We start from the raw sequence: 14,732 nt of genomic DNA, 5'->3' as shown, positions 1-14,732 counted from the left end.
GGAGCCGACTGGGCGCGCGCCTCCCCTGGCGCCCGCGGGTGCTGGAGTGGCGGTTGCCCTCGCGCGCCGCGGGGCCGTCCACGACCCGCGGAGGAACCCCCATGCCGTCATCGAAGCCCGCCAGCCGCACCACGAGTGAGCAGCGGAAGGAGCACGCCGAGCAGTACTCCGCCGCGGCGCGCTACGCCTCCGAGGCGTTCGGCACGTTCCTGCTCGTCGCGGGCGGCGTCGGCACGGCGATCTTCGCCTCCGCCTTCCCGGACAGCGGCAACGCGCTCGGCGTCGGCTTCCTCGGCGTCGCGCTCGCCTTCGGGCTCACGCTGGTCGCCGGGATCTACGCCGTCGGACACATCTCGGGCGGCCACTTCAACCCGGCGGTCTCGATCGGCTTCGCCCTCGCGGGGCGGACGGAGTGGCGGCACATCCCCGGCTACATCGTCGCCCAGATCGTCGGCGGCATCGCGGGTGCCGGAGTCGTCGCGCTGATCGCGGCCGACGGGCCGGCCGGCTACTTCGACACCGCCCGCGCCTCGGGCTTCGCCTCGAACGGCTACGGCGCGCACTCCCCCGGCGGCTTCGGGCTCGGCGCGGTCATCCTGGCCGAGGTCGTGCTGACGGCCGTCTTCGTCGGCGTGATCCTCTCCGTCACCTCGAAGAGCGAGTACAAGTCCGTCGCCCCGATCGCGATCGGGCTCACGCTGACCCTCGTGCACCTGATCAGCATCCCGATCAGCAACACCTCGGTGAACCCGGCCCGCTCGATCGCGGCCGCCGTCTTCGCCGGCCCCGACGCCCTCGGCCAGGTCTGGGTGTTCCTGCTGGCGCCGGTGCTCGGCGCGGCGATCGCCGGCCTCGCCTCATAGACGCTGCACCGCAGCCGCTGACACGCGGCGCCCGCCGGTCGCCTCGTCGACAACGCAGAAGTTGCGGTAGCCGAGCGCGACTACCGCAACTTCTGAGGAATGGGGGCCGCCCGGTGGGCGGGGCGAGCAGCAGGACGGAGGCGGGCCCCGGGCTGGAGCGCCTCGGCCGTGCAGAACATCAGCTGAGGGGGCCGCTCGACCGCGATGGGCGATGAGTGCGCGTCTCAGCTGATGTTGTGTCGCACAGAACGCGCGGGATCTCGATACGCCCGCAAGCGGGCTACTCGATCAGCATGTCGGCGGGGCGGTCGCCGGAAGCTTGCTGGTCGAGTAGCCCCGGAGGGGCGTATCGAGACCTTACGTGCTCACAACGGTGGATCTCGATACGCCCGCAAGCGGGCTACTCGATCAGCATGCTGCTGCGGCCCGCATGAGGGGCGGGTCGCTCGATCAGCATGCGGCGTCAGCCGACGAGCATCGCGAAGCCCTGGGCGGGGAGGGTGACCGGGGTCGGGCCCGTGGCGGGCGACTCGCTGACCAGGGTGCCGTCCTGCGCGTAGACGCGGAGGGTGCCGGTGCCGTCGACCGTGGTCGGCTGGGGCGTCGCGGTCGAGTTGCGGACCAGCTCGGTGCGGCCGGTGTCGCCGACGACGACCAGGCGCGAGACGACGGGGCGGACCAGCAGGGCGTCGAGCTTCGTCTCGCCGGAGAGGGCGCGGACCTCGACGGTGGTCGCGCTCGCGGGGAGCGTCCGCCGCAGCTTCTGCGGGAGCAGGATGCCGGACGCCTCGGTGACGCCCTGCGCGCCGACGGTGCTGGTGAGCACGTCGAGCGGGCGGCGGCCCGAGTTCCAGAGGCTGATCGGGGTCTTCTCGGTGCCGCGCTCGGCGGCGAAGATCACGGCCTCGACCAGGCGGTCCTGGGTCGCTGAGCCGACGGGGATCGTCGCCGCGCGGCGCCAGTTCGTGAGCGACAGGTAGGAGCCGCTCCAGCCGGACTCGCCGGTCCAGGCCGACTCGGGCGTGACGACCGTGCCGCCGCGAGCCGACTCGGCCTCGACGAGGCGGAGGCCGTCGCGGCTCGCCTGGGTCGTGACCGCGGTCGCGCGGGCGGCGACGGACGGGTGCGCGTCGAGCGCGAGCATCGACAGCAGGCCGTGGATGGTGCTCTCGGCGCCGCTGTTGCGGTTGACGCTGCCGTCGGCCTGGACGCCGTCGTAGGTGACTCCGGTCGCCGGGTCGTAGACGGGGGCGCCGCTGAGGTTGAGGCCGAAGAACCAGGCGCCCTGCACGCCGGCGAGGTCGAGGTACGCGCTGGGACCAGTGGCGGTGGATCCGGTCGCGTCGGCGAGGGCGAGCGAGTTCTGCAGCCGGGAGTCGGCGCCGTAGGCGATCTGCACGCGGTCGGTCGGCGTCGGGTTCCAGCCGTTGTCGGGGCCGCCGGCGGTCAGCAGCTCGGGGGCGAAGCGCGCGGCGTCGACTACGGCCGGCTCGAGGAGCGACGCGTCGCCGAGCGCGACGGACGAGGCGGCCAGGCCGCCCGCCATCTGCGACGACCAGGAGTGCCAGAGCGAGCGGGACTTCGTCCAGGGCAGGATCGCGCCGTACGGCCAGGCGGTGGTGTCGCCGTGAGTCGTGGTGCGGGCGTAGGCGGCGACGCCCTCGGCGAGCTTCGCGGTGCTGGCGCGCACCGCGGCGTCGTCGGGCGCGGCCTCGACGTAGGCGGAGAGGCCGAGCAGGGCCTCCGCGGTGGCGTCGGCGCCGTCGACGATCAGCCAGGCGGGCACGTCGACACCGTCGGCGACCGCGTACTCGCCGTAGCGGGTGAGGACCTCGCGGTCGACGGCGGAGACGCCGAGGCGGAGGCGCTCCTGCAGGAAGGCGGCGAAGTCGGGGTCCTCGTCCTGGAACGCGGCGTAGCCCTCGCCGAGCGCCCAGAGGGTGCGGGCGAGCCAGTAGCTGTCCTCGGAGTCGCTCGGGTCGGGCAGCTCGACGGGCTCGGCGCTGGGGTTCAGGTCGCCGTCGGGCTGCATCCAGAGGACGACGTTGCCGGCGTCGTCGCCGTCGGTGGTCTGGAAGTAGGCGAGGGAGCGGAGGGTCTCGTAGGCCTTGTCGCGGCTCGCCGTCGAGCCGGTCTGCTGCCAGTGCCGGAGGTAGACGACGGCGGCGCGCGAGACGTCGTCGGTGTTGTAGGCGCCCTGCGCCCAGTCGCCGGTCGCCGGGTCGAGCGGGCCGCCGCCGACGCGCTCGAAGGTGCCGCCGTCGCGGGCGTCGGCGTAGGTCCACGGGAGCACGAGGTCGGGCTCCTCGGCGAGGCGGTAGGTGCTGTGGCCGGCCCGGGGCCCCGGCGTGGCGGTGTCGAGCAGGAAGTCGAGGTGCGCGGTGTTGGTCAGCGGCTCGGCGGCCTGCGCGGGGGCCGCGCCGACGGCGAGGCCTCCGGCGGCGAGGGCGGTCGCGGCCAGGACGGCGGCGGCGCGGGGTCTGAAGTTCGTCATTGAACTCTCTCCTTGAGGGGGGGGGTGGCTGGGGGTGGGGGATCTCGATACGCCCGCAAGCGGGCTACTCGATCAGCATGAAAAGGGTGCGCCCGCAGCGCGGGCTCGAAGGGCGATGCATGTTGGTCGAGTAGCCCCGGAGGGGCGTATCGAGACCCGACGTCTGCAGAACGGTGGATCTCGATACGCCCGCGGAGCGGGCTACTCGATCAGCATGAGAAGGGTGCGCCCGCAGCGCGGGCTCGAAGGGCGACTGCATGCTGGTCGAGTAGCCCCGGAGGGGCGTATCGAGACCCGGCGCCTGCAGGACGGTGGATCTCGATACGCCCGCGAGCGGGCTACTCGATCAGCATGGGACGGCGCCCGCAGCGCGGGCTCCGCCGCGCCTACTCGTCCGTGCGGAGCAGGCGGGCCGCGCCGATCTTGGAGTCGGCCATGCCGTAGAAGACGTAGTGCCGGCCGTCGATCTCCTCGATGGCGGTGGGGAAGACGACGTTGGGGACGATGCCGCTGCGCTCCTCCTCCGTCTCGGCCTCGAGCAGGGGCTCGGAGGTGCGGGCGATCACCTTCGAGGGGTCGGCGGCGTCGAGGAGGATGGCGCCGGCCGCGTAGTTGACGTGCTGCTGCTGCGAGAAGGCGCTGTCGATGGTGCCGGTGACGCCGTGGTGCAGCAGCAGCCAGCCCTCGGGCACCCGCAGCGGCACGGGGCCGCCGCCGATCTTCAGCTCCTCGAAGGCGAACTCGGGGCCCGCGACGAAGCGGTGCCGGGTCCAGCGGGTCAGGTTCGCCAGGTCGCGGTCCACCTCGTCGACCGGCACGTAGCTGATCCAGATGCTCTGCCGCGGGTCGTCGACGCCGGCGGGCAGCCGCACGCCCTCCCCCGGCCGGGTCTCGCCGAGGTCCCACATCGGCCGGTGCAGCACCGCGAACGAGCGCGTGCCGTCCGGCGCCGAGACGATCTCGGGGAAGAACACCGTGTCCTTGTTGTGGAAGAGCCCGAGGTCGATGTCGAGGGCGTCGTCGTAGGCGAAGGTCACGGGGCCGAGGCGCCGCCACTCGCGCAGGTCCTCCGAGACGGCGAGCGCCGTCCGCGGCCCGAGCGGCCCGTAGGCGACGTAGGTCATCACGTGCAGGCCGAGCGCCTCGATGAAGGTGACCCGCGGATCCTCGACGCCGGAGTGCGTCGCCCCGCGCTCGAAGCCGCGGTCGGGCGCCAGCACGACGCCCTGGCGCTCGACGCCGACGGGCACGCCGTCCTCGACGAGCACGCGGGCCAGGCCGATCCGCGAGACGTTGCCGGCGGCGACCATCCGGGGCAGGAGGTAGAGCTCGCCGTCGGGGCCGCGCCCGCTGCCGGGGTTGAGCACCCCCTCGGCCTCGAGCGGCTCGCCGGGGAGCGGCTCCATCACGACGCCGACGCGCTCGAGGCGGTAGGGGACGGCGGTGCGGGTGGTGGCAGCGGCGGTGGTGCCGGGGGTGGGAGTCATGGTCATCCTTTCACTCCGGATCCGAGATCCGTCGAGACGAAGTAGCGCTGGAACACGATGAAGAGCACGACGACGGGGGCGGCCAGCACGACGGCGCCCGCGAGGATCGCGCCGAACGGGTTGTCGGTCGACGACGCGACGTTGGAGATGTAGTTGGCGAGGGACACGGCGAGCGGCTGCAGCGACGCGTCCTTCGTGATCAGGAACGGCCAGAGGAACTCGTTCCACGGGCCGATGAAGGTGAGCAGCACGGCCGTGACGAGCGCGGGGCGCACGAGCGGCAGCGCGATGTTCCACAGCAGCTTGATCTCGCCGGCCCCGTCGATCCGCGCGGCCTCGAACAGCTCCTTGGGGAGCTGCAGGAAGTACTGCCGGAAGATGATCACCGCCGTCGAGTTGATCGCGAACGGCAGGATCATGCCCAGGTGGCTGTCCGCGAGTCCGTAGTCGCGGGCGATCAGCACGTAGAGCGGGATCTGCAGCAGCTGGAACGGGATGACCTGCACCAGCAGCGCGAGCGCGAACACCGCGTTCCGGCCGCGCCACTCGAGCATCGCGAGCGCGTAGCCCGCCAGCACCCCGAAGACGATCGTGCAGAGCAGCACGCCGCCGGTGAAGATCCCCGAGTTGATCAGGCCCGTGAGCAGGTTGATCCGCTCGTTCACGTTCACGTAGTTGTCGAGGGTGAGGTTCCCCGCCTCGGGGATCGCCCCGGCCAGGGTGGGGTCGGGGTCGGTCTGCAGCGAGCCGATCACCATGTAGTAGAAGGGGAACAGGAAGACGATCGCGCCGAGCGCGAGCACGACACCGCGGAGGATCACGGCCGATCGGCTCGAGGCCGGGCGCTTCCGCCGGGTCGGCGGGGCGGCGGCGGCGGGGACCGCGGAGGTCGCGCCTCCGGCACTGGCGAGCGTGCTCATGAGTTCCTCTCCCCGGCGAAGCGGTTCTGCAGGTAGGCGATGACGAGCACGAGCAGCACCAGCACGACGCCGATGGCCGAGGCCACGTCGGGCTGCCCCTGCTGGATGCCGAGCTGGTACATCAGCAGCACGGGCGAGGCGGAGGCGCCGTTGGGACCGCCGCCGCCGGTGAGCAGGTAGGGCTCGGTGAAGAGGTTCGCGCCGGTCACGGTGGAGACGAGCAGCACCAGCAGCGTCGCCGGCCGCACGCTCGGCACGGTCACCGACCAGAACTGCCGGATGCGGCCCGCACCGTCGGTCGACGCCGACTCGTAGAGCTCCTTCGGCACGTTCTGCAGCGCCGCCAGGTACAGCAGGATGTAGAAGCCGAGCTGCTTCCAGGTGACGTAGAGCGCGATTATCGGCATCGCGAGCTTGTCGTTGATCAGCCAGGACGGGTCCGGGGCGAGCGGCCCGAGCAGGCTGTTCACGAGTCCGTTGCCGTTGAAGAGGAACAGCCAGACGCCGACGACCGCGACGCTCGCGGTGACGTAGGGCACGTAGAAGCTGACCCGGAGGAACGTGCGCAGGTGCACGACCTTGTCCAGCGCCGAGGCGAGCAGCAGCGAGAGCACCACCGTCAGCGGCACGTTGATCACCAGGAAGATCCCGATGTTGCCGAAGGAGCGGATGACCTGCGGGCTCGAGAACGCGGTGACGAAGTTGTCGAAGCCGACGAACGGGCGCTCGACCTGCACGCCGGGGGCCGCGAAGAAGAAGTCGTGGAAGGCGATGTAGACGGAGTAGCCGACCGGGAACGCGAAGACCGCGAGCACGAACAGCAGGTAGGGGCTGCCGAGCAGCAGCCCGAACGGCTGCGGACCGAGGACGCGGCGGAGCAGGCTCCGCTTGTCCTGCGGCCGCGGGGCTCCGGCGCCCTGCGACGCCGGAGCCTTCGGGGCGAGAGTCGTCATCTCACTGCCGTCCGGCGTGTCACTGCTGGCCGGCGAGCCCGGTGACGGTCTCCGCCGCCCCGTCGAGCGCCGACTGGACGTCGCCGTCGCCGAAGATCACGGTCTTGCCCCAGGCGTCGCGGATCGCCTGCAGCATCTGCACGGTGTTCGGGCCCGAGGGCACCTCGATGGTGCGGCTCGCCTGGTCGCCGAAGCGCTGGTAGGCGGGGTTGGCCTCGAAGTAGTCGGCGTAGGTGGTCTGCAGATCGGTGCGCAGCGGCATCTGGCCGGTGGTCTCCAGCAGCGAGCGGTCCTGCTCCTCGCTGGTGGCGAACTTCAGGACGTCCCAGGCGGTGCCCTTGTTCTCGCAGGCGGAGTAGAGGCCGACGTTCTTCGCGTCGCTGAAGGTCCAGGTGTCCTCGGCGGGCGTGCCGTCGGGGGTGGGCACGGAGACGGAGCCCCAGTTCAGGTCGTCGTAGACCGAGACCGCCCAGGGGCCGACGATCGACATCGCGGCCTGGCCGTCGGCGAACGCGTCGCCCTGGTACTGCTCGCGGCCGGCGAGGCCCTGGTCGTAGAGGCTCTTCCAGAAGTCGGCGACCTGGTAGCCGGCGTCGTCGGCGAAGGTGGCCTTGCCGTCCTCGACCAGCCCCGTTCCTCCGGTCGCCGCGGCGTAGAGCGGCATGAAGTCGAACTGGGTCTGGAAGAACTCGCTGGTCGGCGCGGGCTGGATCGCGGCGGGCGCGGCTCCGGACTCGACGAGGGTCTTCGCGGTGGCGGTGAACTCGTCGTAGGTGGCGAGCGAGGGGTTCTCGGGGTCGAGCCCGGCGGCGGTGAAGATGTCCTTGTTGTAGAAGATGACGACCGGGTTGCTCTTCCACGGCATCTGGAAGTAGTCGCCGTCGGCGTTCTGGTACTGCTCGGCGAGGTCGCCGCTGCGGGTCTCGATGTAGTCGACGCCGTCCTCGAACTCGGACAGGTTCACGAGTCCGCCCTGGCGCTCGAACTGGCCGACTGCGCTGGGCGCCGTGTTGAAGACGAGGCAGGGCGCGTTGCCGGCGGTGATCGCGGCGCCGATGACCTCCTCGCTGCTCTTGCCGGCCGGGATCTCCTGGCCGGTGATCTGCTCGTCGGGGTGGTCGGCGTTCCAGGCGTCGACCATCGACTTGCCCCACTGCACCTCCTGCTCGTTGTTCGAGTACCAGATGGTGATCGGGCCGGTCGCGGTCAGGTCGGTGGAGGCGCCGCCCCCGCCGCCGCTGCAGGCGGTCAGTCCGAGGGTCGCGAGCGAGGCGATGCCCACTCCGGTCAGCCAGCGTCTCTTCATCGAGGCCATGGTGTTCTCCTTGTTCTGCGCGTGCGCGGCGGTGCGCAGGCGCGTCAGTGGATCGGGTTCAGGGGGTCGGGGTGTCGGTGGGTCGGGACCGCGGTGGCGCAGTCGAGTGGCGGACCACGAGTCCGGCGGGCTCGAGGTCGACGTCGGGGGCGGTGCCGTTCTCGATCAGGTCGAGGAGGGTCCGCGCGGCCGCCTCGCCCCAGCGCGCGGGGCGCGTGCGGGCCGAGGTCAGCGACGGGTAGACGTGCGCGGCGATCTCGGAGTCGTCGAAGCCGGTGATCGAGAGGTCGTCCGGCAGGCGCAGCCCGCGGGTGTGCGCGACGCCGAGGCCGGCGATGGCCATCGGGTCGTTGGCGAAGACGATCGCGGTGGGCGGGACGGCGGAGTCGAGCAGGGTCTCCGTGGCGCTCGCGCCCTGGCCGGCGCTGAAGTCGGTGACGACGACGGGGCCGGGCTCGAGGCCGGCGTCGGCGCAGGCGCGCTCGAACGCCTCGCGGCGGCGGAGGGAGTGCAGCAGGTGCCCGGAGCCGGCGACGTGCGCGATGCGGCGGTGGCCGAGCTCGGCGAGGTGCTGCACGGCGCCGGTGATGCCGGCGGTGTCGTCCATCACGACCGCGGGCGAGGCCGAGCCGTCGAGGCGGCCGAGCGTGACCGCGGGCAGGCCGAGCTCGGCGAGCAGCGCCGGGCGGGCGTCGGCCTCGCGCAGGTCGCTGAGGAAGACGCCGTCGACGCGGCGGTCGGCGGCGAGCGTGCGGTACACCGCCTCCTCGGAGGCGCCCGGGTCGACGACGCTGAGCACCAGCACCCGGCCGTGCTCGGCGAGCACCCGCTCGACCCCCGAGATGAAGGCGGGGAAGAACGGATCGGCCGCGATGACCTCGGGGTCGCGGGCGACCACGAGCCCGACCGCGAAGGAGACGCTCGTCGACAGCGAGCGGGCGGTGAGGCTGGGCCGGTAGCCGAGGTCGGCGGCGACGCGGAGGATCCGCTCGCGCGACTCCGGCGAGACGCCCGGCCGGTCGTTCAGCGCGAAGGAGACGAGCGCCTTGCTGACGCCGGCCGCGCGGGCGACGTCGAGGATCGTCGGTCGTGCCGCCATGGCCGCGCCTCCTGCTCGTCGTCGAGTCCGGATCTGAACCGGTTTACTTAACCGGTTCAGGCACCGTAGCAGCCGCGTGCGGGCGGAGGGAAGTGCCGGCGCCGCGCTGACCCCCGGATCGAGACCTGCGCCCGTCCGAGCATGGTGGTCGAGTAGCCCCGCAGGGGCGTATCGAGACCCGACATCGCCAGCAGGGCGGGACTGCAGACTCGCCCTCCGGCGCCGGTGGATCTCGATACGCCCGCTCCGCGGGCTACTCGATCAGCATGTAGACGGCCCTGCGGGCACCTCGATCAGCGGGGAAGCACGCCGCGGGCGCATCGATCAGCGAGGAAGCCCGCTCCGCGGGCTGCTCGATCAGCAGGCATTCGCCAACGGACCCACGATGGGGCTCGCGCCGCGAGCGGGCCCCTGTACGCGTCCACTCACCAGCGCCGACCCGCGCGAGTGGACGCGCACCGGGCCCGGCGCTTCAGCCGAACCCCGTTCCGGGTCCACTCGCCGAACATGCTGGTCGAGTAGCCCCGCAGGGGCGTATCGAGACCCGACGTCGCCGGCAGGGCGGGACTGCAGACTCGACTTCGGGCGGTGGTGGATCTCGATACGCCCGCTGCGCGGGCTACTCGATCAGCATGGAGACAGCCCGGCCTGTCGCCGCCGGCCCGTCGAAACCCGACGATTGCCGGAGAAGGTCTATGCATACGCATGCAGGGTGTGAGACAGTCGGTTGTCGCGACAGGCAACCCGAAACTGCCGTCGTGACGAAGAACCGAGCGGCACGGGCATCCCGAGCGGCGCACCTCGCGTGCGGCGCTGCCCCGCCGCTCTCACTCCCGCCGCCGGCCCGCCTCCTTCCGGAGCGCCCTGGCCCGCGCACCTCACCCCCAAGGACACCCTGATGAACGACACCCGCCTGCGCTCCACCCTGCCCACTCTGCCCCGCCGCAGCGTCCTCTCCGGCGCCGCCTGGTCCGTCCCCGTGATCGCCGTCGCGATCGCCACCCCGGCCGCCGCCGCCTCGACCGCCCCCGAGGCCGACAAGGGCCCGATCACCGGCACCATCGCCTTCACCCCGGTCCAGTACCGCGGCGCCCGCGCCGGCGACCGGGTCGAGTTCCCGGTGCTGACCGGCGTCGTCACGATCTCCCGCGGCCCGCTGCCGACCAAGATCTTCCTCAACTTCTCCGAGGTCAGCGCCGGTCGCGTCGACCTGCGCCGCGACGCCGGCCGCTACGTCGCGGTCGACCCGGCGACCGGCCGCTTCGAGGTCCGCGGCGTCTACAACGCGATCGTCGGCGGCGACAACCCGTTCGGCTTCGTCTACGCGGGCGTCGAGGCGGAGGACGCCGACGGCGCGCTCTTCGGCTACACCGTGGCCGAGCTGATCGGCTGACCCGCCGACGATCCCGCGAGGTCGGCGCGCGTCACCGGGCCAGGGCGGCCAGCTCCGCCCGGTTGCGCGCGCCGGCCTTGCGCAGCAGGTTCGACACGTGGAACTTCGCGGTGTTGCCGCTGATGCCGAGGTCGTCCGCGATCCGCTGGTTCGACGCGCCGAGCGTGATCAGATTCAGCACCTCGCGCTCGCGGGCGCTGAGCTCGGCGACGTCGAGCCCGTCCGGCTGAGCCGGCGGATCGAGCGGCAGGCGGATCGACAGGGTCGAGCCCCAGCCAGCCGTCGACGCGATCGACAGCTCGCCGTCGAGACCGCGCACGCGCTCCGCGATCGGGCGCAGCGCCTCGTCGCGGGTGGTCAGCTCGCCGCGGCCGTCGTCGCGGATCTCGACGAGCAGGTTCAGCCCGTCGCAGTCCCACTGGATCCGCACCCGCCGCGTCTGCTCCGACTCCACGAAGGCCAGCACCGCGCTCCGCACGATCGCACGCGCCGCGTGGGCGACCTCGCCGGGCAGAGCGCGACCGGTCGTCGGCGGCTCGACGAACTGCACGTCCAGGTCGCCGAACCGCACCAGCGGGCTCAGGTCGCGCCGCAGCCGGGCGAAAGCGCCGACGACGGGCTCGAGCATCGCACTGCGCTGCTCGTCGGAGGCGGTCCGCAGCTCGACCAGCGCGTTCGCCGCGATGTCGATCGCGACGGTGCGGGCCGCCCGATCGTCCAGGCGCTCGGCGCGCAGGGCGGCGAGCACCGACTCCAGCGCCACCGCGTGCCGGTCGGCCTGCTCGGCGACGGTGCGGGCGTGCTGCTGCAGCAGCGAGCGGGAGGCGGGTGTCTCGGCGGCGGTCTCGGCTGCGGTCTCGGCTGCGGTCTCGGCGGTCTCCATCCCTCGAACCTACCCGGCCTACCCGCGCACAGCGCCGCCCACCCGATCGGGTAGGCGGACCCGTTCCAACGGGTGGTGGGAGCCGGAGCCGCCCACGCGCAGGCTGGCCACATGCCCGCATCCACCGACGTCACCACCGACCCCGCCCAGGCCCTCGCCGCGATCGTCGCCGAGGTCTCGACGGCGACCGCCGCGCTCACGACCGACCGCCTCGAGCCCGTCGCCGAGCTGCTCGCGGACGCCGAGCGCGTCTTCGTGCACGGGGCCGGCCGCTCCGGCCTGGCCCTGCGGATGACCGCCATGCGGCTGATGCACCTCGGTCTCGTCGTGCACGTGGTCGGCGACGTCACCACCCCCGCGATCCGCGAGGGCGACGTGCTGCTCACCGCGAGCGGCTCCGGCACCACCGGCGGCATCGTGCGCGCCGCGCAGTCCGCCGTCGACGCCGGAGCGCGGGTCGCCGCGATCACCACCGCCGCCGGGTCCCCGCTGGCCGAGCTCGCCTCCGCCGTCGTCATCGTGCCGGCCGCCGACAAGCTCGACCGCTCGGGCGCCGCCTCGGCGCAGTACTCCGGCGGGCTCTTCGAGCAGGTCGTCGTGCTCACCGGCGACGCCCTGTTCCACGCGCTGTGGAAGCGCGGCGGCGCGAGCGCCGACGAGCTCTGGCCGCGCCACGCGAACCTCGAATGACGACCGGCCCCACCCTCCTCACCATCCCCACCTCGACAGGAAGAAGCACCCCGTGAAGCTCCAGTTCGCCATGGACACCCTCAGCACCGACGCCGCCCTCGAGCTCGCCGCCGCGGCCGCCCCGCACGTCGACATCCTCGAGCTCGGCACCCCGCTGATCAAGAGCACCGGCCTCTCGGCCATCACCGCCATCAAGGAGGCGCACCCCGACAAGACGGTCTTCGCCGACCTCAAGACCATGGACGCCGGCGAGCTCGAGGCCGACATGGCCTTCAAGGCCGGTGCCGACCTCGTGACCGTCCTCGGCGTCGCCGGCGACAGCACCATCGCCGGCGCGATCGCCGCCGGCAAGAAGCACGGCAAGGGCGTCGTCGTCGACCTGATCGGCGTCCCCGACAAGGCCGCCCGCGCCCGCGAGGTCGTCGCCCTCGGCGCCGAGTTCGTCGAGATGCACGCCGGCCTCGACGAGCAGGCCGAGGAGGGCTTCACCTTCGAGACGCTCCTGCGCGACGGCGAGGCCTCGGGCGTCCCGTTCTCGGTCGCGGGCGGCGTGAGCACCGCCACCATCGAGTCGGTGCAGCGCGCGGGCGCCGTGGTCGCCGTCGCGGGCGGCGCGATCTACGGCGCGCCCGATGTGGGTGCGGCGGCCGCCGCGCTGCGCGCCGCGATCGCCTGATCACCGACATCGCCTGATCACACGGGGCGGCGCCGCGCTCACGCGCAGCGCCGCCCTTCTTCCTGCCACCCTCCGATTTCAGCCCGCCACCCTTGAGGCGGCCGGCCTCGGGTCGCGGATCCGGGACAATTGCGGGATGACTGGACGCGACGTCGAGCTGCCGACCGGCTACGAGCCGTTCTTGCGTTCGCTGGCGTCGCGCGTTCAGGATGCGCAACTGCGCGCTCAGCGCACCGTGAACGCGCAGCTCGTCAGCCTGTACTGGGAGCTCGGCCGCGCGATCCTCGACCAGCAGGCCAAGGAGCCGTGGGGCACCCGGGTCCTCGACCGGCTCGCTGAAGACCTGCGCCGGGAGTTCCCGGCGATGACGGGTCTGTCTCGCAGCAACCTCTTCTACATGCGCGCTTTCGCCGCCGCCTGGCCCGATCGGGAGAAAGTCCCACAGGCTGTGGGACATCTGCCCTGGGGCCACGTCCGCCTGCTCCTCGACAAGCTCTCCACCCCCGATGTGCGCGCGGCGTACGCCGCCGCTGCGGCCGAGAACTCGTGGACGCGGTCGATGCTGCTCACCCACGTGAAGAACCAGACCCTGGAGCGGTCCGGTCGGGCACCGTCGAACTACGTCGACCGGCTCGCGCCCGCCGACTCGGCTCTCGCTCGGGAGATCGCCAAGGACCCCTACGTCTTCGACTTCCTGAACCTCACCGAGGACGCTGCCGAGCGCGACATGGAGAACGCCCTCCTCGACCGCATCGCAGAGACGCTGCAGGAGCTCGGAACCGGGTTCACCTTCGCCGGCCGCCAAGTGCACTTCGAGGTCAGCGGCCGGGACTTCTCCCTCGACCTGCTCTTCTTCCACACCGAGCAGCTCCGGTACGTCGTCGTCGAACTCAAGAAGGGCGACTTCGAGCCCGCGTTCACCGGCCAGCTCGGGTTCTCCATCGCCCTCGTCGACGAACGACTCCGGCGGCCGAGCCACGCCCCGACCATCGGCATCCTCATCTGCGGCGACAAGGACGAGCACATCGTCCGCTACGCCCTCAGCCAGGCGGCCTCACCCATCGCCGTCGCGACCTACACCTACGACGCGCTGCCCGACGCCGAGCGTCTCGCGCTTCCCGACGAGCAGCGCATCATCGCCGCCATCGACGCCAGCGGGGTCGTCGACGAATAGTCCCACAGCCTGTGGGACTATCGATCATTCCTCACGACGATCGATGCGGGCGAGCTCGGAGCCGGCGTGATCGCCGCCGGGAAGAAGCACGGCAAATGCCTCCTGCCGGGCCGTTCTTGCGAGGAGGCGCGCGAACACGATGCCCCAACGGCGCCGTGAAAGCTTCGCGATCCTCGATGAGGGAGAGGACATAAGCTCGCACGCATGGCAGCCGGCGCAGTGATGTACAACTTCGCGATACAGCTGGCTGATGTGGACCGCGGCGTCTACGAGGACATCACGCTGCGGGCCGCTCGGCACCCTTCCGAGACCGACGCGTTCATGATGACGCGCGTGCTCGCGTACTGCCTCGAATACGTGGAGGGGATCACCTTCAGCGAGGGGATCTCGTCGACGGCGACCGAGCCGGCGGTGCTGGTCCGTGATCTCACCGGCAGGCTGATCACGTGGATCGAGGTGGGCGCGCCGGATGCCGAGCGACTGCACTTCGGGAGCAAGCTGGCCGACCGCACGACGGTCTACACGCATCGCAACCCGGAGAAGGTGATCGCGGCGTGGTCCGGCAAGCGAGTCCACCAGCTCGAGCGGATCACCGTGCAGAGCTTTGACCAGGGTTTCCTGGATGCCGCGGTCGCGGTACTCGAGCGCCGCAACACGCTGACCGTGTCGGTCGTCGAGGGGCAGCTGTATCTCGAGTTCAACGGCGTGACGTCGAGCAGCGACATCCACGTGCATCAGCCGGGCTGAGCGTCGGCACCCTCGACGCGAACGGAAGGACCGAGTCG

At 71.9% G+C, this 14,732-nt stretch carries 13 protein-coding genes; 6 read left to right on the top strand and 7 right to left on the bottom strand.

What is annotated here, in order from left to right; genetic code table 11:
• Nucleotides 1-101: 101 nt before the first annotated feature.
• Nucleotides 102-863 (top strand): aquaporin Z, encoded by a 762-nt coding sequence (gene aqpZ, locus EDF17_RS15130; protein ID WP_123447433.1) that lies wholly within the window; start codon nt 102-104, stop codon nt 861-863.
• Between the two features lie 463 nt (nt 864-1,326).
• Here the strand turns inward: aqpZ and EDF17_RS15125 are convergent, their stop codons facing one another.
• From EDF17_RS15125 to EDF17_RS15100, 6 genes are all read right to left on the bottom strand, one after another.
• Nucleotides 1,327-3,357, bottom strand: a complete 2,031-nt coding sequence (locus tag EDF17_RS15125) for a hypothetical protein (RefSeq protein WP_123447432.1) — start codon at nt 3,355-3,357, stop codon at nt 1,327-1,329.
• Between the two features lie 386 nt (nt 3,358-3,743).
• Nucleotides 3,744-4,844 (bottom strand): glycosidase, encoded by a 1,101-nt coding sequence (locus EDF17_RS15120; RefSeq protein ID WP_123447431.1) that lies wholly within the window; start codon nt 4,842-4,844, stop codon nt 3,744-3,746.
• Between the two features lie 2 nt (nt 4,845-4,846).
• Nucleotides 4,847-5,764, bottom strand: a complete 918-nt coding sequence (locus EDF17_RS15115; RefSeq protein WP_123447430.1) for a carbohydrate ABC transporter permease — start codon at nt 5,762-5,764, stop codon at nt 4,847-4,849.
• Complete coding sequence (locus tag EDF17_RS15110) at nt 5,761-6,717, bottom strand: sugar ABC transporter permease (protein WP_123447429.1); 957 nt, start codon at nt 6,715-6,717, stop codon at nt 5,761-5,763. The genes EDF17_RS15115 and EDF17_RS15110 overlap by 4 nt, the downstream gene beginning before the upstream one ends.
• 19 nt (nt 6,718-6,736) lie before the next feature.
• Nucleotides 6,737-8,032, bottom strand: a complete 1,296-nt coding sequence (locus EDF17_RS15105) for an extracellular solute-binding protein (protein WP_243732911.1) — start codon at nt 8,030-8,032, stop codon at nt 6,737-6,739.
• Nucleotides 8,033-8,090: 58 nt separating this feature from the next.
• Nucleotides 8,091-9,131: a LacI family DNA-binding transcriptional regulator gene (locus tag EDF17_RS15100; protein ID WP_123447428.1), complete on the bottom strand. Its 1,041-nt coding sequence runs from the start codon at nt 9,129-9,131 to the stop codon at nt 8,091-8,093.
• A gap of 898 nt (nt 9,132-10,029) precedes the next feature.
• Between EDF17_RS15100 and EDF17_RS20175 the strand changes: the two genes are divergently transcribed.
• Nucleotides 10,030-10,524 carry a hypothetical protein gene (locus EDF17_RS20175; RefSeq protein WP_185019999.1) on the top strand — a complete coding sequence of 165 codons (495 nt, stop codon included), beginning with the start codon at nt 10,030-10,032 and terminating at the stop codon, nt 10,522-10,524.
• Nucleotides 10,525-10,555: 31 nt separating this feature from the next.
• Here EDF17_RS20175 and EDF17_RS15090 read toward each other — a convergent pair whose 3' ends face one another.
• Entirely contained in the window at nt 10,556-11,407 is an 852-nt protein-coding gene (locus tag EDF17_RS15090) for a LuxR C-terminal-related transcriptional regulator (RefSeq protein ID WP_123447427.1), read from the bottom strand.
• A 111-nt stretch (nt 11,408-11,518) separates the two neighbouring features.
• On the opposite strand from EDF17_RS15090, the gene hxlB reads away from it, so the two are divergent.
• The 4 genes from hxlB (at nt 11,519) to EDF17_RS15070 (ending at nt 14,694) form a co-directional block, all read left to right on the top strand.
• Nucleotides 11,519-12,097, top strand: coding sequence for a 6-phospho-3-hexuloisomerase (gene hxlB, locus EDF17_RS15085; RefSeq protein ID WP_123447426.1), 579 nt, complete (start codon nt 11,519-11,521; stop codon nt 12,095-12,097).
• Nucleotides 12,098-12,149: 52 nt separating this feature from the next.
• Entirely contained in the window at nt 12,150-12,773 is a 624-nt protein-coding gene (hxlA, locus tag EDF17_RS15080) for a 3-hexulose-6-phosphate synthase (protein WP_123447425.1), read from the top strand.
• Nucleotides 12,730-13,947, top strand: a complete 1,218-nt coding sequence (locus EDF17_RS15075) for a PDDEXK nuclease domain-containing protein (protein ID WP_311316444.1) — start codon at nt 12,730-12,732, stop codon at nt 13,945-13,947. The genes hxlA and EDF17_RS15075 overlap by 44 nt, the downstream gene beginning before the upstream one ends.
• A gap of 204 nt (nt 13,948-14,151) precedes the next feature.
• Nucleotides 14,152-14,694 (top strand): YaeQ family protein, encoded by a 543-nt coding sequence (locus EDF17_RS15070; protein ID WP_123447423.1) that lies wholly within the window; start codon nt 14,152-14,154, stop codon nt 14,692-14,694.
• Nucleotides 14,695-14,732: the final 38 nt, after the last annotated feature.

The organism is Rathayibacter sp. PhB1 (assembly GCF_004362935.1).
In the GTDB taxonomy this organism is placed as follows: Bacteria; Actinomycetota; Actinomycetes; order Actinomycetales; family Microbacteriaceae; genus Rathayibacter; species Rathayibacter festucae.
Note: the sequence above shows the minus strand (reverse complement) of the source record. Positions and strands in the feature narration are given on the sequence as shown.